This is a genomic window from Pseudomonas sp. GW823-FHT02F05 (genome assembly GCF_058797315.1).
In genome coordinates this window covers 357,044-376,051 of the sequence record NZ_JBXAJM010000002.1, presented here as the reverse complement: position 1 = coordinate 376,051, position 19,008 = coordinate 357,044, and the positions used below count along the sequence as shown (strand labels likewise).

The window sequence follows — 19,008 nt, the reverse complement described above, 5'->3', positions numbered from 1 at the left end:
CATGTTTCGCGTACTGCTGCGCCTCTACCTGATCACCATCGTCACCTACAGTGCGGCGATTTACCTGATTCCCAAGCTGGTGATCCAGCTGTTCGAACACCGCTACATGGACTACAACATCGAACAGTCCCGCGGCCTGCAAAAACTCATGGTCAAGCAGTACCAGCGCGCACCGGTGGAGCGCTGGTCCCAGGTGACCGACCAGTTGAGCCGCGATTTTGCACCCTTGAAAGTGCAACTGTTGCTGCGCCAGGACGCCCGCTACACCCCTGAGGAAGAACAGCTGCTGGAGCAAGGCAAGCCAGTGATCCGCCTGGGCGAATGGGGCTGGATGGAGGAAATCAGTTCGCCGATCAACCAGCAGTTCGCGGTCAAGCTGACCGTACCGCCAGACCCGTTGGACATGAACCTGCTGTACTGGTCGATGAACGTGCTGGTCGGTGCCGCCTTGCTGGCGTGCCTGCTGGTGTGGCTGCGTCCGCACTGGCGTGACCTGGAGCGTTTGAAAAGTACCGCCGCGTTATTGGGCAAGGGCCATCTGGAGGCGCGTACGGGGCTCGCACCCAGCTCCAGCATCGGCGGCCTGGCGGCGGTATTCGACACCATGGCCGACGATATCGAGCGCCTCTTGAACCAGCAGCGCGATTTGCTCAATGCGGTCTCCCATGAACTGCGCACACCGCTCACCCGCCTGGATTTCGGGCTGGCCCTGGCGCTTTCCGAAGATTTGCCCCCGGCCAGCCGCGAGCGCCTGCAAAGCCTGGTGGCGCATATTCGGGAGCTGGATGAGCTGGTGCTGGAATTGCTGTCTTACAGCCGCCTGCAAAACCCGGCGCAATTGCCCGAGCGGGTAGAAGTGGCGCTCGACGAGTTTATCGACAGCGTGTTGGGCAGCGTCGACGATGAGCTGGAGAACCCCGATATTGTCATCGATGTGGTCCTCGATTGTGCCGTGGAGCGCTTCAGCCTCGACCCGCGCCTGACTGCCAGGGCCTTGCAGAACCTGCTGCGCAATGCGACGCGCTACTGCGACAAACGCATCCAGGTGGGCGTGCGGGTATGCCCCAAAGGCTGTGAAATCTGGGTGGACGACGATGGCATCGGCATACCGGCGGAGCAGCGCGAGCGCATCTTCGAGCCGTTCTACCGCCTGGACCGTAGCCGCGACCGCGCAACCGGTGGCTTTGGCCTGGGCCTGGCGATCAGCCGGCGCGCCCTGGAGGCCCAAGGCGGCACTTTGACGGCCTTGGCGTCTCCCTTGGGTGGGGCGCGGTTTCGTGTGTGGCTACCTAACCTTTCGTGATCAAAGCACTTTGACTGCGCGGCCGATCCCGTGGATCGGCCCGGTGGGTTTGCCGGTGGGCGAGCCATTGGGCCCTTCCAGCGTCAGTTCAAACAACTGGTTCGGCGCCAGCGGCGGCAGCTTGTCCAGCGGCACCGACAAGGTCTGCCCCGGCTTGACCAGCCCCAGGGATACGGGCCCCTGCCAGCCATCGCCCTTGGTCCAGAACTCCAGGGCTTTGTCGGCAGGAATCTCGATCACCCCTAGTGGAATCAACTGGATCTGCTGATTATCACTGGCCTGCACCACCCAGCCCGGTGCCTGGCTTTGCGGCGCCATCAGCACCACCACGAAGCTGGGTGTGGTGATGGGCGGGCGCGTCAGTAATAAAGCCGCCAGCACCACGCTTGCCATCAGGCCCGCGGCAGAAAGCCCGCGCCAGAACGCCAGCAGGTTCCACCACGCCACGCTCGTTTCGGGGGCTTTGATTCCGCGTTCAATGCGCCGCCACAGCTGTGCCGAAGGCGGCACCGGTTGTGCCAGCGCGACCAGAGGCAACAGACGCTGCTCCCAGGCATCCACCGCTGCACGCAGTGCCGCATCATGGGCCAGGCGTTGTTGCACCTCTGCGCGCTGTTCGGCGGGCAGTGTCCCCAGCACGTATTCACTGGCCAGTTCATCCAGGCTGTCGTTCATGCCATGCACTCCCGCAAGGCGGCGAGGCTGCGTTTGATCCAGGCTTTGACGGTACCCAGAGGGGTACTGAGTTTTTGCGCAATTTCGCTGTGGGAGTAACCGTCCACATAGGCGTGCAGGATGCAGGTGCGGCGTGTCGGGTCGAGCTGCTCCAGGCACTGGTGGATCTGCCCGGAGCGTGCCGCAAACTCAACGGTCTGGGCAGGCTCTGCCATCGGTTCATACTGGTCGTCCAGTGGCACGTCACGCCCGGCGCTGCGTACAACGTCCAGGGCCAGGTGGCGAGTCACGCTGAACACCCAACCCCGTGCGGAACCTCGCAGGGGGTCGAAACTGCGCGCGCCGTGCCAGATCTTGATAAAGGCGTCATGCACGATGTCCTCGGCCAGTGCCTTGTTGCGGGTAATGCGCAGCGCCACACCGAGCAAGCGGCTGCTGTCCTGCTCATAGAGTTGGTGCAGGGCGCGATGATCGCCGCGGGCGCAGGCTAACAGGCACACTTCATAATCAAAGATGATTTCAGCCAAACCAGAATTCCTGCCACTGAGGAGACGTCTACGCGTGGTAGGCGCGAGGTTGCTCGCGCCTACCTGGCCAGCGTAGCTGAGTTTGCTCAGTTGGCGGCCCAGAAGATGTAGTCCGCCTGGTATTTCACCCCTTCCTTGGCGCCTTTGTTCGCCGTGGTGCATGGCGTAGCGGGAGCGACTCCGCCCTTGAGGGCAACCCGCTGGATATACGCCACGCCACTCATCGCACCTTTGCCCTCGGCCGGGTTGGCCTTGACCAGTTGATAGGGCAGGTTACCGGGGCTCGACGGCGCCACGGCCAATTGCGTGCCGGTGATGGTCGAGCCGTCCTTGGCCTGCCACGTGGCAGGTGGGCCGAAGTAGGTGCCGACCTGCTGGCCATTACGGTCGTTCAACACGGCTTTGGGGCCGACGAAGGTCCACTCGGTCTGGCCGGCAGCGCTGGCCTTGTCGCGGCATTCATAGGTGATTTCGCCGACCCCGGTGGTTTGCATCGCCACCTTGTGGCCATCCGGCACCTTGATGCTGTCCGGCAGGCCCGCCTGGGCAAACGCCGACGGTGCGGCGAGGAGCAAGCTGGACAGGCACAGCAGTGTTTTAGCGTTCATGGTGTTTCTCCATTGGGTAGAACAGCAGGGTTACGTTGATGACTACGGCCCAGGCCCGCCCATTGGATGCAGGGCTTTGCGAAAAAAGTGAAGATTTCCAAAAAAGCATAAACTCAGATCGCATCGGTATAAGTGGTTATAAGAAAAATCGCTATCCTGCGGCCAGAAATTTATAAGGCCTCGGGTAGCTGGAATGGATGTAGGTAATATTGGTTTCGTGGTTGCCGGCCTGATCGTGGGTTTTATCGTGGGCATGACGGGGGTGGGCGGCGGTTCGCTGATGACCCCGATCCTGCTGTGGTTTGGCATCAACCCAGCCACTGCGGTGGGCACCGACCTGCTGTACGCCGCGATCACCAAGTCCGGTGGTGTGCTGGTACACAGCAAGAACAAGAACATCGACTGGACCATCACCGGCTGGCTCACCCTGGGCAGCGTGCCGGCGGTGTTGCTGACGTTATGGTTCCTGGCCAGCCTGCACACCGACCCCAGCGCGATGAACGCGGTGATCAAGCAGGCCCTTGGCGTGGTATTGCTGCTGACGGCCCTGGCGATCCTGTTCAAGAAAAGCCTGTTGGCCTTTGCCCAGCGTCATGCTGGCGACTCCTACCATCTGCGCCCGCGCAATCTGAATGCGCTCACTGTTGTGACAGGTGCGATCCTTGGCACCATGGTGGCCCTGACCTCGATCGGCGCCGGCGCCCTCGGCACGGTGGCGCTGTTTATCCTGTACCCGTTCCTGGCCACGCGGCGCCTGGTTGGCACCGAGATCGCCCATGCCGTGCCCCTGACCTTGGTGGCGGGCCTGGGCCATGCCAGCATGGGGAACATGGACTGGCATCTGCTGGGCTTTTTGCTGATGGGGTCGCTGCCGGGGATCTACGTTGGCAGCCATATGACCGGCAGGATTCCCGACGGGGTACTGCGGCCGTGCCTGGCGGTGATGTTGATGGCGGTGGGGTACAAGTTGGCGTTCTGAGTGAGTGGCCTGACACCCCACGATCCAAATGTGGGAGCTGGCTTGCCTGCGAAGGCGGCCTCACAGTCGACACCGTTATACCGAGTACATATCCATTCCTGCGGTAACGGCCACCTAGGGGTCCGCCCTTACGGCGGGTCACTTTGGAAAAGCCCCAAAGTAACCAAAGGGCTCTTGCCCCACCACTCGGCACCTCGCTTAGGCTCGGTGTGCCCGTAATCCGCCAGTGATTTGGGGGGCCGCCGCCACGCGCCATCCATGGCGCGGGGCAGCTAAACCGGCATCCCTGCCGGTTTACCCCCCAAATCCCTGTCGAATTCCGGCCAGCGTGGTTTAACGGGGCGCCTGAGATCAAAAGCAGATCAAGATCAAGAGCGACTCGCTTCGCATCGTGGGTACGCTTGGTGCTGGTCGCAACTGTTGCTCCAGCAACAGCAGATCCACAAACTGCTGCGATCCCAGACACTGGCAAGCCATCGCTTCAATCCCCCTTTTTTTCCGCAACCCCCAGGCTACGGGCATTTGCCTGCCCCTGGCACGCTTGCTGCGTAAGCCCTTGTAAATCCCTTGTACGAGGTACCGTCCGATGAGTCAGCAAGCCGTGAAATTTGCCTATTGGGTGCCCAACGTCAGCGGTGGGTTGGTCGTCAGCAAGATTGAACAACGCACCCACTGGGGTATTGATTACAACCGCAAACTGGCGCAACTGGCGGAGGCGGCGGGTTTTGAGTATGGCTTGACGCAGATTCGCTTCACCGCAGGTTACGGTGCCGAGAACCAGCATGAGTCTGTGGCGTTCAGCCATGCGTTGCTGGCGGCGACCACCACCCTCAAGGTCATCGCGGCGATCCTGCCCGGGCCGTGGCAACCGGCGTTGGCGGCCAAGCAATTGGCGACCATCGACCAACTGACCAATGGCCGTATTGCGGTGAATATCGTCAGTGGCTGGTTCAAGGGCGAGTTCCAGGCCATTGGCGAACATTGGTTGGAGCATGATGAGCGCTATCGGCGTTCCGAAGAGTTTATCCGTGCTCTCAAAGGCATCTGGACCCAGGACGATTTCACCTTCAAGGGCGATTTCTATCGGTTCAACCAATACACCCTCAAGCCCAAACCCCTGGGCCAGCCGGAAATCTTCCAGGGTGGCAGTTCGCGGGCGGCTCGGGACATGGCGGCGCGGGTGTCGGATTGGTATTTCACCAATGGCAACACGCCTGAAGGGGTCAAGGCCCAGGTCGATGATATCCGTGCCAAGGCCGCTGCCAACCAGCATTCGGTGAAGGTGGGCGTGAACGCCTTCGTGATCGCCCGCGACACGGAGGAGGAGGCACGGGCGGTGCTGGCGCAGATTATCGACCAAGCCGACCCGGAGGCGGTCAACGCCTTTGGTGACGCGGCCAGGCAAGCGGGCAAGGCGTCGCCGGAGGGCGAGGGGAACTGGGCCAAGTCCAGCTTTGAGGACCTGGTGCAATACAACGATGGCTTCAAGACCAACCTGATTGGCACCCCGCAGCAGATCGCCGAGCGCATCGTGGCACTCAAGGCCGTGGGTGTGGACTTGGTGCTGGCAGGCTTTCTGCACTTCCAGGAAGAGGTGGAGTATTTCGGCAAACGCGTATTGCCGCTGGTGCGCGAGCTTGAAGCCAAGGCCACTGTAGGAGCGAGCTCGCTCGCGAAAAACGTCAACGAAGAAGTGGGTAGCCTGGTTTAACGCGCAGTCCTTGAGGCCTTCGCGAGCAAGCTCGCTCCTACAGGGTGTGAAGGTTTTGAGTGGCTTGCAAGGTCAACACCTCAAACCCGTCCGCCGTCACCGCCACGGTATGTTCCCATTGCGCCGAGAGGCTGTTGTCCTTGGTGACCACCGTCCAGCCGTCTTTCAGGCTGCGGGTTTTGGCGCTGCCCTGGTTAAGCATCGGTTCGATGGTAAACACCATGCCTTCGCGCAGTTCCAGGCCGGTGCCAGGCCGGCCGAAGTGCAGAATTTGCGGTTCTTCGTGCATTTGTCGGCCGATGCCGTGGCCGCAGTATTCGCGCACCACGCTGTAGCCGTTGGCTTGCGCATGGCTCTGGATAGCATGGCCGATATCGCCCAGGCGCGCCCCGGGCTTGACCTGGCGTATACCGGCCCACATCGCCTCGAAGGTCATGTCCACCAGGCGCCTGGCCTTGGGCGTCACGTTGCCGATCATGTACATCTTGCTGGAGTCGGCAATGAAGCCGCCTTTTTCCAGGGTGATGTCGATGTTGATGATGTCGCCGTCCTTGAGCAATTGCTTGGCGCTGGGCATGCCGTGGCACACCACTTCGTTGATCGAGGTGTTGATGCAGAAGGGGTAGTCGTACTGCCCAAGGCTGGCAGGGCGGGCCTTGAGGTCATTGCGGATGAAGGCTTCGACGGCGCTGTCCAGCTCCAGGGTAGAGCGGCCGGCGGCGACGAAGCCGTCGAGCATGTCGAAGACTTGCGCCAACAGGCGCCCGGCTTCACGCATTACGGCCAATTGTGCGGGAGTCTTGATCATCAGCTGCGCCCTCGGATCAGGTCGGGTTTGTCCAGCAACAGCTTGTTGATCAGCTCGTTGTAGGGCAGGTGCGGGTTGAGTTCGGCGAGCAGGCCGATCTTGATCCAGAACTCGGCCTGGGCGTTGATGGAGCGGTCCATGGCGGCGCTGGCCAGGCGCAGTTGTTCGTGCAGCTGATCGGTGATCTTGACGATGCCCATAAGGTTCACTGTGTTTAATTGATATACGAATCGTATATGTTTCGTATGTTTATCGCAAACCGCCTTCGGCTGAACGGTGATGGGTTGATTGGTTGCGATATGTTGCCGAAAAAAGGATTTCCACATAAACGCCGGTCCCCACGCTGCGGGTTAAACGTTTAATCGATGTAGTTCGACGATGATGCCAAACAGGTTGTCTTCTTTAATATGAGCAAGCGGTTTGCTTATGAGGAAAGGTTACAACCACCACAGTTTTTGCCGAGTAGGCTTACTGATTGAAAGCGTCTTCCAGGGTTGGCAAGACGTGGCAGGCAAGTGCCTGTCGGATACATATAACTGTTGGCAGTCTCAAAAAAGGAGAGGTTAGCCATGCTTTCAGAACTAGAGCTTCGCAGCATCATTGAAGGGAGTTTCCTGCCTAAACGGTGCGAATGCACCAAAGCCGAAGATGCCTCGTTGACGATCAAGGTCTACGACGACCGCGACCGGGACCGGGTGGATTTGGAAGTCAAAGGTATACACCCTGACAAGCTCGACAGCAGTCGAGCGATTTGCAACCTGATCACCGGGTTGCGTGAGGACCTCAAGCAAAGCCACGCACCGGTACTGCAACGAGCCGGCGCGCGCGGTTATTACTAGCGGATGCTTGAGTGTAAGTTGACCCCATGGGCCTGGTAGTTGCCAGGCCCAATGTTGACGTCCTTCCTGTTTACCAGCGCACTCTTACGCCGAGATTGCCACTGACACCCTCAAAGTTGTTGTCGTCCAGTTGGGTGCCATAGTTACCCTCCATATAAACGCTGAACGCGGATGACAATTGAGCTACAACACCGACACCAATATCAGCCGTGGAGGACTTGTGATCGCTCTTGATCCGGTCCACCTTGTCGAACGTCACCGTGTCGCTACCGCCGAAGGTGTGCCAGACATTCGCCCGTAGGTACGGCTCCACGGGTGTGTTGCTGACCAGATAGCGGCCCTTGAGGCGTGCGCCGATGCGGCCGGTCCAATACTCCTGGGAGTCGAAAGAGACCTTGGAAATGCCATCGTGCTGACTGTCCAGATCGATCTTCTGGCCGATGACTTGGGCCTGAGGTTCCATCTCCCAATGCTCGGACAGCCTGAACGGGTAGCCGGCCTCGGCGGATAACGCCAAGGCGTGGCCCTTGGTATCCATCTTCACCCCTCGGTCGGACTTGTTGTCGCCATCCAGGCGGGTACCCATGGCCACCAGGTCGACGTACCAGCCGGTCGGATCGGTGAGTGTCCAGTAAGCGCCGAAGTTGTCGCCGTCGAGTTTGACCCGCCCGGAGCGATGGTTCTGCCAGCCCATTGCAAAGCCCTTCACGTCGCCGCGCAGGCGGCTCTGGCCGATAAAGAGGCCAAGGCGTTGCGTCTGCCCGCCGCTGGTTTCGGCGGCGTAAAGGTCATGGCCAACCTGATAGCCCTTGACCGTGCCGTCAAAATTCGGCGCCACGGTGCCCGACCAGCTTTTGTTGAAATCACTGCCATAGGCGCGGCCCCAACCTGCCGGCACTGCACCGGTCTCGGTCAGCAGGCTTTGCTCGCCCTGGCGTTCATGGAAGGTGCCCAGAGCCTGCAACGTCATCAGTTGCGCAGCGGGGATGTCTACGGAGTAGACCGGAACTTCCAGGCGATACAGTGGAATCGGCGCGGCACCTGCCACGGCGGTAGGAAGCACAGGGTTACTCGCCGCCGATTGCGGCGACGTGGCCGCGGCGACTTGGCTGGGCGGTGGCGCGGCAGGCTCGATCGGGGGCTGCGGTTGCGCAGTGGGTGGTTCCACAGAAGGTTCATCCGAATCCACTACAGGTGGAGTGGCGGGTATCGGCGGCACCGGCACCACCACGGGCGGTGTCGGCGGTACGGGTGGGACCGCAGGCGGTTGCACGGCCACCACCGAGGAACGAAGGAACCAGCTGTTTTCTGTATTGGCGGTGGTGCCGCCCTTGAACAGCAGGTATTCATAAGCTCCGGCGGAGACCGAGCCCTTCAAGGCGAACGCATCGTTGGTGCTGACGGCGCCGTTGAGCGCCTGGACCACTTCGATACCGTTGTTCTGGGTCAGCCCGCCGATACCGCCGAGGTTGTTGACGCTCAATTGGGTGTGACCGCTGATGTTGCCGTCGGACACTACCAGCTTGTCGGTGGCAGAGTTTTCGTCGCCCAGTACGGTCTGCAGGTGCAACTGGCCGTTGTTGCCCACGTAGTTGCCATGCACCGTCAATACGCTGGTCGCGCTGTTGTCGGTGGTCATGTCGACAGTGCCGGCGTTATTGAGCGTCGCCAGTTGCCCGGCGGTGTAGGGGCGGATGCTGCCTTGGGTCACGGCCAGGGTACTGCTGCCGTCGATGTTGAACGTGCCGGTATTGCTGCCACTGTCACCGAGGAAAAAATCCCCGGCCAGGTCCAGGCGTGAGTGGTTGGTGAGGTTGACGGTCTCCCAGCCGATATAGCGGGCCGCGGTGCTGGATGTCGTTGTGTCGAAGGTCAATTCATCGTTGCCCAGGCCACCATCGACGGAGGGTGTGGTGGCCAGCAGGCTTTCATTCAAGCCGCGCAGCAGGGCGGTGTCGTCACCATCGCCCATCAACACCGAGGACTTGATCTGCCCACCGTCAAGCCACCGGAAAGTGTCGTTGCCGACGCTGGCACGGATCTCACCACTGATCACGCCGCCACTCACGGTAATGCTGTCGTCACCACCGCTGGTGCTGATATTGCCGCCGATGCTGCCAGCGGAAATGATGATGGTGTCAGTATCAAAACCGGTGACCAGGTTGCCCAGGATGGCGCCTCCGGACATGTCATAGAGGTTCTTGTCCAGCTTCATATTCACTCGGCCAATCGTGCCACCGCTCTGGTAGGCCACATCGCCGTCCTCAAAGGCATCGACGATGGTGCCTCCCTCCATCCTGAAGGTGTCGAGCCCATCGCCGTGGAACAGCGCCTGTATTTGCCCTCCGAGCATGACGAAGTCATCGATGCCAGCCCCTTGTTGCACCGCGCCGGTGATCTGCCCGGACTCTATGCGCACCGTATCCACGCCAGGGCCAAAGGTGACATTACCGTTGATGGTGCCGGTGCCGCCTGCGGGGAGGGTCAGATGGTTATCCCCGGAAAGGTCGGTAAGGCCGGGACTGCTGCCGCTGTCGCATGTATAGGTATCGTTACCGGTTCCCGGGGTGAGAACGCAGGCGGCATGAGAGGGTTGAGGGATCATGTACTGCAGTGAGATGAGGCCGACAGCTAAAACGGCCCGGGTCGAGAAACCACTGGGCTTTTGCATGGGTGTGTCCTGGGTTTGTTGTAATAACTGCTCCTGTTTTTGGGTTTAGCACAGTTTTCCAGTAGCGCAATTTTTTATGCATGGCGCGCAGGCCACGGAATACGTGGCCTGCGTGATGGCACTTTGAGTTTTGGCCGCTCAGCTCAAGCCAGTTGTTGACGATAGGGCAGGTCTGGGCCGGTCTTGCCGCAGGTCAGTGCGGCAGCCCGAATCGCGAAGCCCAGCATGGCGTCGATCTGCTCGCGACTGAGGCTTTGCAGCCCGTCAACCGAATCCAACTGCTGTTCCGTGAGCCACGCAATCAGCGCCGCCTGGAAGGTATCACCAGCGCCCACCGTATCGGCCATCACCACCTTGACGGCTGGTTGCGACCAGGTGCCATGCTGGCGGCTGAACACCGACGCGCCATCGCCCCCACGGGTGAGGAACACCAGTTGGCAACGGTGGTGTAGCCAACCTTGCAGCACGCTTTCCGGTGTCTGGTCGGGGTAGAGCAGGTGAAGGTCTTCGTCGCTGACCTTGATCAGGTCGGCGTGTTGCACCAGCTCTGCGACGCGTGCGCGCCACAGGTGAATATCGGGCTGCGGGTTAAGGCGCACGTTGGGGTCGAGGCTGATCAAGCGCTTGCCGCTTTCACGCTTGACCAGGCTGAGCAGTGTGTCACCAATCGGTTGCACCACCAGCGAAAACGAGCCCACATGCAGCCCGCGAATCTCGTCGCCCAAAGGTGGCAAGTGGGTCAGTTGCAATTGCCGGTCGGCACACCCTTCGCCGCGAAAGCTGTACTGCGGCGAGCCATTGGCGCCCACGGCTACCATCGCCAGGGTGGTCGGCGCGTCGAACTCAACCAGAAAGCGTTCGCTGATACCTTCGTCTTTCAGTACTTGCTGCAAGCGCCGTCCAAGGTAATCGGTGGACAGGCCGGCGAAGAACCCCGACTCGATCCCCAGGCGGCGCAAACCCACCGCGACGTTGAACGGCGAGCCACCGGCAATCGCCTTGTAATTGAGCTTGGCGGCCTGCCCGCTGGCATCCTCCTCGCTGAAGAAATCAAACAGCGCTTCACCACACACCAGATACATAGTTGCTCGCTCTTAAAGGGTTGCCACGTGCTGTTGATAACGCTGATACGCCTGTTGATAGGCACTGACATTGGCGGCCACGGGTAAGGTGCGGCTGGCCGGGTCAATGCTCACGCATTTGTCGCACAGGCTGGCCAGCGGTTCGCCGCTCTGGCACCACGCCGCCTGGATCGCCGCGCCCAGGGCGGCGGCCTCGCTCTGTTCGGTACACACCACTTCGGTGTGCATGATATCGGCGACCATCTGCCGCCACAGCTGGCTTTTCGAGCCGCCACCGATCAGGCGGATGCTCTGGCTTTGCAGGCCGGTCTGGCGCAGCAGGTCCAGGCCATAACGCAGGCCGAAGGTGGTGCCTTCGACCACCGCGCGGCACAGGTTGGCGCGGGTCAGGTTGGTCATGGTCAGGCCCTGCAGGCTGCCGGTGGCGTGGGGCAGGGCGGGTACGCGTTCGCCGTTGAGGAACGGCAGCATGCTCACGCCATCGGCGCCGATGGGTGCCTGTTCGACCAGGGCGTTGAAGGTGTCGAGGTCCAGTTCGAACAGCTCGCGAATCGCCCCGGTGGCGTTAGTCAAGTTCATGGTGCAGATCAGCGGCAGCCAACCGCCGCTGGAGGAGCAGAAGGTCGCCACCGAGGCTTGGGGGCTGATGTTTGGCTGGTCGGCAAAGGCATACACGGTGCCCGACGAGCCCAGGCTCATGGTGATCACGCCGGGGGCGATATTGCCGGTGCCAATGGCGCCCATCATATTGTCACCGCCACCACTGGACACCACCGCGTCGGGGTTGATGCCCAGGCGCTCGGCAATGGCCGGCAGGATCGTGCCCACCGCTTGGTCGGCCTCGATCAGTGTCGGCAAAGCGGCTTGCAGGCGGCCACTGGGGTCGATGTGCTGGAGCAACGCCACATCCCATTCCCGGCGGCGCACGTTGAAGTAACCGGTACCCGACGCATCGCCATACTCGGCGCAGGCGCGGCCGGTGAGCCAGTAGTTGAGGTAGTCGTGGGGCAGCAGGATATGGGCAATGCGCGCGAAGACTTCCGGGTGCTGTTCACGGGTCCAGAGCAGCTTGGACACCGTGTAGCCTGGTGCGATGGCCACGCCCAGGCGCTCCAGGGAGCCGCGTTCGCCACCCAGATGCTGCAGCAGCCGGTCGTTCTCCGGCGTGGTTTCGGTGTCGCACCACAGCTTGGCCGGGCGCAGCACTTGGCCATGATCATCCAGCAACACCAGGCCGTGTTGCTGGCCGGATACGCCGATGCCGAGGATGTCCTGGCCATCCACGCCGGCCTGTTGCAGGGCGCGATGGGTGGCCGCGGTGAAGGCGTCCAGCCATTCCTGGGTGTGTTGTTCACGACGGCCATTGGCGCCGCTGATCAAGGTGTGCGCCGCGGCGCCCAGGCCCAGCACCTTGCCGCTGGACGCATCGAGGACGATGGCCTTGGTGCCCTGGGTGCCGCAGTCGATGCCGAGGTAGAGGTTTTGCTGGGTCATGATGGAGTGCTCAGCAGTCTTATTGTTGGATTGAAAATACGGTCAATGTGGGAGCTGGCTTGCCTGCGATAGCGGTCTGGCAGTCACCGCAGGGTTGACTGGACCACCGCTCTCGCAGGCAAGCCAGCTCCCACATGTTTAATCCGGTTTGTTCAGGAGGTTTTGCAGTGTGGCTGTGACGCCTTTGTCGCGCAGGCTTTCGTAGCAACGTTCGAACGCTGCCACAAACGCCGCCGACTTGGGAATAGCCGTGCCAAAAATCTCTTCCACCCCCAGCAACCGCTGGCTGATCAGCGCGTCATCGCTCACCAGCTCCTGGCAGAACGCTGCCCGTGGGTCCGGGATGCTGTAGTGCGCGCCGTTTTCATCCACGCCTTTCAAATACAGCGCCCAGGCCGCCACCACCAGGGCGGCACGGTCCGTGTCGCGGCCGTCGGCAATCAGGCGGTTGATGGTCGGCACGGTGAACTTGGGAAACTTCGATGAACCATCGGAGCATACGCGCTCCAACTGGTCGGCAATCGCCTGGTTGGAAAAGCGATCCACCAGGGTCTGCTTGTATTCGGTCAGGTCGATACCAGGTACCGGCGCCAGGTTCGGCGTGACGTCCAGGTCCATGTAGGCGCGCATATACGCCACGAACAGGGGGTCGTTCATGGTCTCGTGAACGAACCGGTAGCCCTTGAGGAACCCCAGGTACGTGAGGGCCAGGTGGCTGCCGTTGAGCAGGCCGATCTTCATTTCTTCATAAGGCGTGACGTCATCGGTGAACTGCACGCCGACCTTTTCCCAGGCCGGGCGGCCGTTGACGAATTTGTCTTCCAGCACCCACTGCACAAACGGCTCGCACACCACCGGCCAGGCATCGTCGATCCCGTGCTGGTCGTGCAGTTGCAGGCGGTGGGCGGTGCTGGTCATTGGCGTGATGCGGTCAACCATGGCATTCGGGAAGCTCACGTTGGCCTTGATCCAGTCATGCAGGCCCGCGTCGTGCAGGGCGGCGAAGGCCAGCAAGGCCTTGCGGGTGACGGCGCCGTTGTGAGGCAGGTTATCGCAGGACATCACCGTAAAGGCCGGGGTGCCAGCGGCGCGGCGCTGGGTGAGCGCAGCGCAGATAAAGCCGAACACGGTTTTCGGCGCTCTCGGGTGCGCCAGGTCATGCTGGATCTGCGGCAGGTGGGCCATGAACTCGCCGTTGCTGTCATCGATGCAGTAGCCGCCTTCGGTGATGGTCAGCGAGACGATGCGGATCTGGGGGCTGGCAAGTTTATCGATGAGCGCCTGGGCGCCGTCTTCGGCCAGCAGCATGTCGCTGATCGAGCCGATCACGCGCACTTGCGTGTCGTCGGTGTCGCCCAGTTCATACAGGGTGAACAAATAATCCTGGCCGGCCAGGTCATCGCGGGCCTTGCGGTCTTCACTGCGCAGGCCGACGCCGCAGATGCCCCAGTCCAGGCCCTCGCCGGTGTTCATCAGGGCATCGGTGTAGAACGCCTGGTGCGCACGGTGGAAACCGCCGACGCCAATGTGCGCGATGCCCTGGCGGACATCGGCAAGCGCGTAGGTCGGAACCTGCACTTCGGGCGCCAGTTGGGTGAGGTTGGCTTTATTCAGTTTCATCTGGAAATACTCACGAAATCAGGCGGCAGCGCGCAGTGGACGGGCCACGGCTACGCCATCGGTGTCGAACAGATGGCAGTGCGCCGGGTCCAGGTGCAACTGCAGCGTTTCGCCGTATTGGCTGGCCATGTCGCCACGGATACGCATGGTCAGCGGTTCGCCGTTGCGGGTGATGACGTGGCAGAAGGTGTCGCTGCCCAGGCGTTCGCCAACGTCAGCGGTCACGGTCAGAGTGGTTTGCCCTGGCGCGGCGATTTCCAGATGTTCCGGGCGAATGCCCAGGGTTACCGCGCTGCCCACGCTCAGGGCGGCGCCGCTCAACGGCAGGCTGATCAGGGTGCCGGCGTCCAGTTGCACCTCGCAGCCTTGGCTGTCGACGCGGGTGACCTGGCCCTTGAGGAAACCCATCTTCGGCGTGCCGAGAAAACCGGCCACAAACAGGTTGGCTGGCTGGTGGTACAGCTCCAGCGGCGAGCCGACCTGTTCGATGCGCCCACTGTTGAGCACCACCACCTTGTCGGCCAGGGTCATGGCTTCGACCTGGTCGTGGGTCACGTAGATCATGGTCGCTTGCAGTTCTTTATGCAGGCGCGCCAGCTCCAGGCGCATCTGCACGCGCAGTGCGGCGTCGAGGTTGGACAGCGGTTCGTCGAACAGGAAGATCTTCGGGTTACGCACAATCGCTCGGCCAATCGCCACGCGCTGGCGCTGGCCACCCGAGAGTTGCTTGGGCTTGCGCTCCAGCAAAGGCCCCAGCTCAAGGATGCGTGCCGCTTCGCTGACTTTGCTCTCGACCAGCTTCTTGTCGACACCCGCCAGGTCCAGGGCAAACGACATGTTCTTGCGCACGCTCATGTGCGGGTACAGCGCGTAGGTCTGGAACACCATGGCCAGGTCGCGCTTGGCCGGGGTGACTTCGGTGATGTCGCGGCCATCGAGTTCGATGGTGCCGTCGCTGACCTCTTCCAGGCCGGCGATCAGGCGCAGCAGGGTGGATTTGCCACAGCCCGACGGGCCGACGAACACCACGAATTCCTTGTCGTTCACTTCCAGGTCGATGCCCTTGATGATGGAAAAACCTTCGAAGCCTTTTTGCAGATTCTTGATTTTCAGGTTGGCCATGATGGGCCTCCTTTTCGAATTATTATTTGACGGCGCCAAAGGACAAACCGCGTACCAACTGCTTCTGGCTGATCCAGCCAAAGATCAGGATCGGCGCGCAGGCCAGGGTCGAGACGGCGGACAGCTTGGCCCAGAACAAGCCTTCGGGGCTGGAGTAGGAGGCGATCAAGGCGGTCAACGGCGCGGCGCTGGAGGAGGTCAGGTTCAGCGACCAGAACGCCTCGTTCCAACACAGGATCAACGACAGCAGTACCGTGGACGCCAGGCCACCCTTGGCGATTGGCAGCAGCACGCGCACCATTTCCTGCCACAGGGTGGCGCCGTCCAGGCGGGCGGCTTCGAGGATGTCCTTGGGGATGTCCTTGAAGTAGGTGTACACCATCCACACCACAATCGGCAGGTTGATCAGGGTGTAGATGATGATCAGCGCAATGCGCGTATCCAACAGGCCAAAGCTCTTGGCCAGCAGGTAGATCGGCATCAGTACGCCCACCGGCGGCAGCATCTTGGTGGACAGCATCCACAGCAGCGTGCCCTTGGTGCGCTGGGTTTCGTAGAACGCCATAGAGTAGGCGGCCGGTACCGAAATCAGCAGGCACAGGGCGGTGGCGCTGAACGAAATCACCACCGAGTTCCAGGCGTAGGCAAAGTAGTTGCTGCGCTCGTTGATGTGCAGGTAGTTCTCCAGCGTCGGCGTGAAGATGAACTGCGGCGGCGTGGCGAAGGCGTCGATTTCGGTCTTGAAACTGGTCAGCACCATCCAGAAGATCGGGAAGAAAATCAGGATCGCAATGGCCCAGGCCAGCGTGCCGAGCAACAGGCTTTGCAGGCGGCGGGATTGTTGAAGCGTCATGGCGCGGCCCTCAAGGCTTGTCAGTCAGGTTTTTGCCGATCATCCGCACCAGGATGATCGCCGCGATATTGGCGATGACCACGGCAATCAAGCCGCCGGCGGAGGCCATGCCCACGTCGAACTGCACCAGCGCCTGGTTGTAGATCAGGTAGGCGAGGTTGGTCGAGGCGTAGCCGGGGCCACCGTTGGTGGTGGTGAAGATTTCGGCGAACACCGAGAGCAGGAAGATGGTTTCGATCATCACCACCACGGCAATCGGGCGGGCCAGGTGGGGCAGGGTCAGGTGCCAGAAAATCGCAATGGCGCCGGCACCGTCCAGGCGTGCCGCTTCCTTTTGCTCTTGGTCTAGCGACTGCATCGCGGTCATCAGCAGCAGGATCGCAAAGGGCAGCCATTGCCACGACACAATGATGATGATCGACAGCAGCGGGTAATGCGCCAGCCAGTCCACCGGTTCGGCGCCGAAGAACTTCCACACGGCGGCGAGAATCCCCGACACCGGGTGGAAAATCAGGTTCTTCCAGATCAACGCGCCGACGGTGGGCATGATGAAGAACGGCGAAATCAGCATTACCCTCACGATGCCGCGCCCCAGGAACTCACTGGCCTCCAGCAACGCACTGATCAACACGCCGAACACCACGCTGATCAGCAATACGCTGCCTACCAGCAATAGGGTATTGGTGGCGCCAGGCAGGAACCCCGAGTCGGTGATGAAGTAGCTGAAGTTTTCCAGCCCCACGAACTGGTTTTCGCCGGGGTAGAGCAGGTTGTAGCGGATCAGCGAAAAGTACAGGGTCATGCCCAGCGGTACGATCATCCACAGCAGCAGCAAGGCCACCGAGGGGCTGACGAGAAACCAGCCGGGGTTGGCCAGGCGGTTTTTGGTGGGTGTATTCATGATAATCAAGGCCAGATAGAGACAGGTGCGCAAAAGCCCTGTAGGAGCGAGCTTGCTCGCGAAAAAGGTACATCCGACACCGCGATGTGCTTGGAATACCTTCGCGAGCAAGCTCGCTCCTACAGGCTATGGGGTTACTTGGGGTAACCGGCCCGCTTCATTTCCCGCTCGGTGGTGGTCTGCGCGGCGGTCAATGCAGCCTCGACGGTCTGCTGACCGGTCAGCGCACCCGAGAAGAACTTGCCCACCTGGGTACCAATCGCCTGGAATTCCGGAATGGTCACCAACTGGATACCGATATACGGCACCGGTTTCTCGGTCGGCTTGGTGGGGTCGGCCACTTTCAGCGATTCCAGCGTCACCTTGGCGAACGGTGCGGCCTTCATGTACTCCTCGCTGTAGGTCGAGGTGCGTGTGCCCGGTGGTACGTTGGCGATGCCATCGGTCTTGGCCACAAGTTGGCCGTATTCCTTGGAGGTGGCCCAACTGGTGAATACCTTGGCGGCATCCTTGGCTTTGGAGCTGGTCGGGATCGCCAGGCTCCAGGAATACAGCCATGACGTGCCCTTGTCGGTCTTCTCGTGGGGCGCAAACGTGAAGCCCACATGCTCGGCGACCTTGCTCTGGCTCTTGTCGGTAACAAACGAGCCCGCCACGCTGGCATCCACCCAGATCGCGCACTTGCCGCTGTTGAACAGTGCCAGGTTCTCGTTGAAGCCGTTGCTGGAAGCACCCGGCGGGCCGGATTTCTTCATGTTGTCGACGTAGAAGTTCAGCGCGTTCTTCCACTCGGGGCCGTTGAATTCCGGCTGCCACTTCTCATCGAACCAGCGCGCGCCGAAGCCGTTGGCCAGTGTGGTGATCAGCGCCATGTTCTCACCCCAACCGGCTTTGCCGCGCAGGCACAGGCCATATTGCTCTTTGGACTTGTCGGTGAGCTTGGCGGCGAATTCGCCGATCTGGCTCCAGGTCGGGTGCTCAGGCATGCTCAGCCCGGCGTCCTTGAACAGGTCGGTGCGGTAATAGGTGATCGAGCTTTCGGCGTAGAACGGCAGGGCGTACAGCGAGCCCTTGACGGACAAACCGTCACGCACCGAAGGGAACACGTCATCAAGGTCATAGGAAGCCGGCAGGTCTTTCATCGGCTCCAGCCAACCCTTGGCGCCCCACAGTGCGGCTTCGTACATGCCGATGGTCAATACATCGAACTGCCCGCCCTGGGTAGCGATGTCGGTAGTCAGCCGTTGGCGCAACACGTTTTCTTCGAGCACCACCCAGTTCAGCTTGATCTCCGGGTGCTCGGCCTCGAAGGTTTTCGAGAGCTTCTGCATGCGGATCATGTCGCTGTTGTTGACGGTGGCAATGGTCAGGGTTTGCGCGCCAAGGCTGACGGCGCTGAGGGTCATGCATGCAGTCATGCAAGAACAGGCAAGCAGGGTTTTTACTGTGAACTTCATCGCGCACTCCATTTCCGCGCCCAGGGGGCTACAGAAGGACGGTTATTGTTGTTGTGTCTTCCTACAAGGAGTCAGGAAGAGTGTGCGTTGATTACAGCCTTCAAAAGCGGCGGTGACAAATCCTTGGGAGCACTGGGACTGATACTTTTTTGCACTGAGAATCTTCGAGCGCGGATCAGGCACCCGAAGAGGGGTAATGCCTATTTGCTATTTATAGGCACTCCCCAGCCAAACGGCTGACGATGTATCCGATACAAAGCCTTCCAGCACAGGCCCATAACCTGCCTGTGCTTTCGCGTCATAGGCATACCAGCTACCGTTCTGGCATACCGCATTGAGTTCGACCGGCTCGTTGGCT

At 61.0% G+C, this 19,008-nt stretch carries 17 protein-coding genes; 4 read left to right on the top strand and 13 right to left on the bottom strand.

The genetic code is table 11. From position 1 onward, the window contains the following. The first annotated feature begins 1 nt into the window (after position 1). On the top strand, positions 2-1,303 hold the full coding sequence (locus tag AC1RAC_RS04150) for an ATP-binding protein (RefSeq protein WP_072447837.1): 1,302 nt from the start codon (positions 2-4) through the stop codon (positions 1,301-1,303). Here the strand turns inward: AC1RAC_RS04150 and AC1RAC_RS04145 are convergent, their stop codons facing one another. The 3 genes from AC1RAC_RS04145 to AC1RAC_RS04135 form a co-directional block, all read right to left on the bottom strand. Then, the gene (locus AC1RAC_RS04145) at positions 1,304-1,978 is read right to left on the bottom strand and encodes an anti-sigma factor (protein ID WP_057977202.1); all 675 of its coding nucleotides are present in this window, start codon (positions 1,976-1,978) and stop codon (positions 1,304-1,306) included. Beyond that, a complete protein-coding gene (locus AC1RAC_RS04140; RefSeq protein WP_034127671.1) occupies positions 1,975-2,505 on the bottom strand; it encodes a sigma-70 family RNA polymerase sigma factor in 531 nt (176 codons plus the stop codon). Before AC1RAC_RS04140 ends, AC1RAC_RS04145 begins: the two co-directional genes overlap by 4 nt. An 86-nt stretch (positions 2,506-2,591) precedes the next feature. Next, positions 2,592-3,113, bottom strand: coding sequence for a DUF3455 domain-containing protein (locus AC1RAC_RS04135; protein WP_054921463.1), 522 nt, complete (start codon positions 3,111-3,113; stop codon positions 2,592-2,594). Positions 3,114-3,306: 193 nt separating this feature from the next. Here AC1RAC_RS04135 and AC1RAC_RS04130 point away from each other — a divergent pair, with 193 nt between their 5' ends. Beyond that, positions 3,307-4,092 (top strand): sulfite exporter TauE/SafE family protein, encoded by a 786-nt coding sequence (locus AC1RAC_RS04130; protein ID WP_054921460.1) that lies wholly within the window; start codon positions 3,307-3,309, stop codon positions 4,090-4,092. A gap of 586 nt (positions 4,093-4,678) precedes the next feature. Further along, on the top strand, positions 4,679-5,803 hold the full coding sequence (gene sfnG / locus AC1RAC_RS04125) for a dimethylsulfone monooxygenase SfnG (RefSeq protein ID WP_054897460.1): 1,125 nt from the start codon (positions 4,679-4,681) through the stop codon (positions 5,801-5,803). A gap of 37 nt (positions 5,804-5,840) precedes the next feature. Here sfnG and map read toward each other — a convergent pair whose 3' ends face one another. Continuing rightward, entirely contained in the window at positions 5,841-6,611 is a 771-nt protein-coding gene (gene map / locus AC1RAC_RS04120; protein ID WP_236282866.1) for a type I methionyl aminopeptidase, read from the bottom strand. Next, on the bottom strand, positions 6,611-6,811 hold the full coding sequence (locus tag AC1RAC_RS04115; RefSeq protein WP_003190946.1) for a ParD-like family protein: 201 nt from the start codon (positions 6,809-6,811) through the stop codon (positions 6,611-6,613). Before AC1RAC_RS04115 ends, map begins: the two co-directional genes overlap by 1 nt. A 369-nt stretch (positions 6,812-7,180) precedes the next feature. On the opposite strand from AC1RAC_RS04115, the gene AC1RAC_RS04110 reads away from it, so the two are divergent. Then, positions 7,181-7,450, top strand: a complete 270-nt coding sequence (locus AC1RAC_RS04110; RefSeq protein ID WP_054897458.1) for a DUF1652 domain-containing protein — start codon at positions 7,181-7,183, stop codon at positions 7,448-7,450. Positions 7,451-7,520: 70 nt separating this feature from the next. On the opposite strand, the gene AC1RAC_RS04105 is transcribed toward AC1RAC_RS04110, so the two are convergent. From AC1RAC_RS04105 to AC1RAC_RS04070, 8 genes are all read right to left on the bottom strand, one after another. Beyond that, positions 7,521-10,121: an autotransporter family protein gene (locus AC1RAC_RS04105; RefSeq protein ID WP_492616282.1), complete on the bottom strand. Its 2,601-nt coding sequence runs from the start codon at positions 10,119-10,121 to the stop codon at positions 7,521-7,523. Positions 10,122-10,264: 143 nt separating this feature from the next. Next, positions 10,265-11,203, bottom strand: coding sequence for a carbohydrate kinase family protein (locus AC1RAC_RS04100; protein ID WP_089042608.1), 939 nt, complete (start codon positions 11,201-11,203; stop codon positions 10,265-10,267). A gap of 12 nt (positions 11,204-11,215) precedes the next feature. Further along, entirely contained in the window at positions 11,216-12,697 is a 1,482-nt protein-coding gene (xylB, locus tag AC1RAC_RS04095; RefSeq protein ID WP_492616281.1) for a xylulokinase, read from the bottom strand. 138 nt (positions 12,698-12,835) lie between these two features. Further along, positions 12,836-14,317 (bottom strand): mannitol dehydrogenase family protein, encoded by a 1,482-nt coding sequence (locus tag AC1RAC_RS04090; RefSeq protein ID WP_492616280.1) that lies wholly within the window; start codon positions 14,315-14,317, stop codon positions 12,836-12,838. Between the two features lie 18 nt (positions 14,318-14,335). Next, positions 14,336-15,439 (bottom strand): ABC transporter ATP-binding protein, encoded by a 1,104-nt coding sequence (locus AC1RAC_RS04085; protein ID WP_054897453.1) that lies wholly within the window; start codon positions 15,437-15,439, stop codon positions 14,336-14,338. 22 nt (positions 15,440-15,461) lie between these two features. Then, on the bottom strand, positions 15,462-16,292 hold the full coding sequence (locus AC1RAC_RS04080; protein ID WP_005788583.1) for a carbohydrate ABC transporter permease: 831 nt from the start codon (positions 16,290-16,292) through the stop codon (positions 15,462-15,464). 10 nt (positions 16,293-16,302) lie between these two features. Beyond that, on the bottom strand, positions 16,303-17,193 hold the full coding sequence (locus AC1RAC_RS04075; RefSeq protein WP_014718700.1) for a carbohydrate ABC transporter permease: 891 nt from the start codon (positions 17,191-17,193) through the stop codon (positions 16,303-16,305). A gap of 134 nt (positions 17,194-17,327) precedes the next feature. Further along, a complete protein-coding gene (locus AC1RAC_RS04070; RefSeq protein WP_054897451.1) occupies positions 17,328-18,650 on the bottom strand; it encodes an ABC transporter substrate-binding protein in 1,323 nt (440 codons plus the stop codon). Positions 18,651-19,008 lie beyond the last annotated feature (358 nt).

What these genes read in the sequence shown, in the direction of transcription:
- AC1RAC_RS04150 (WP_072447837.1), top strand. Translation starts at nt 2, where the DNA reads ATGTTTCGCGTACTGCTGCGCCTCTACCTGATCACCATCGTCACCTAC.
- AC1RAC_RS04145 (WP_057977202.1), bottom strand. Translation starts at nt 1,978, where the DNA reads ATGAACGACAGCCTGGATGAACTGGCCAGTGAATACGTGCTGGGGACA.
- AC1RAC_RS04135 (WP_054921463.1), bottom strand. Translation starts at nt 3,113, where the DNA reads ATGAACGCTAAAACACTGCTGTGCCTGTCCAGCTTGCTCCTCGCCGCA.
- AC1RAC_RS04130 (WP_054921460.1), top strand. Translation starts at nt 3,307, where the DNA reads ATGGATGTAGGTAATATTGGTTTCGTGGTTGCCGGCCTGATCGTGGGT.
- sfnG (WP_054897460.1), top strand. Translation starts at nt 4,679, where the DNA reads ATGAGTCAGCAAGCCGTGAAATTTGCCTATTGGGTGCCCAACGTCAGC.
- map (WP_236282866.1), bottom strand. Translation starts at nt 6,611, where the DNA reads ATGATCAAGACTCCCGCACAATTGGCCGTAATGCGTGAAGCCGGGCGC.
- AC1RAC_RS04115 (WP_003190946.1), bottom strand. Translation starts at nt 6,811, where the DNA reads ATGGGCATCGTCAAGATCACCGATCAGCTGCACGAACAACTGCGCCTG.
- AC1RAC_RS04110 (WP_054897458.1), top strand. Translation starts at nt 7,181, where the DNA reads ATGCTTTCAGAACTAGAGCTTCGCAGCATCATTGAAGGGAGTTTCCTG.
- AC1RAC_RS04105 (WP_492616282.1), bottom strand. Translation starts at nt 10,121, where the DNA reads ATGCAAAAGCCCAGTGGTTTCTCGACCCGGGCCGTTTTAGCTGTCGGC.
- AC1RAC_RS04100 (WP_089042608.1), bottom strand. Translation starts at nt 11,203, where the DNA reads ATGTATCTGGTGTGTGGTGAAGCGCTGTTTGATTTCTTCAGCGAGGAG.
- xylB (WP_492616281.1), bottom strand. Translation starts at nt 12,697, where the DNA reads ATGACCCAGCAAAACCTCTACCTCGGCATCGACTGCGGCACCCAGGGC.
- AC1RAC_RS04090 (WP_492616280.1), bottom strand. Translation starts at nt 14,317, where the DNA reads ATGAAACTGAATAAAGCCAACCTCACCCAACTGGCGCCCGAAGTGCAG.
- AC1RAC_RS04085 (WP_054897453.1), bottom strand. Translation starts at nt 15,439, where the DNA reads ATGGCCAACCTGAAAATCAAGAATCTGCAAAAAGGCTTCGAAGGTTTT.
- AC1RAC_RS04080 (WP_005788583.1), bottom strand. Translation starts at nt 16,292, where the DNA reads ATGACGCTTCAACAATCCCGCCGCCTGCAAAGCCTGTTGCTCGGCACG.
- AC1RAC_RS04075 (WP_014718700.1), bottom strand. Translation starts at nt 17,193, where the DNA reads ATGAATACACCCACCAAAAACCGCCTGGCCAACCCCGGCTGGTTTCTC.
- AC1RAC_RS04070 (WP_054897451.1), bottom strand. Translation starts at nt 18,650, where the DNA reads ATGAAGTTCACAGTAAAAACCCTGCTTGCCTGTTCTTGCATGACTGCA.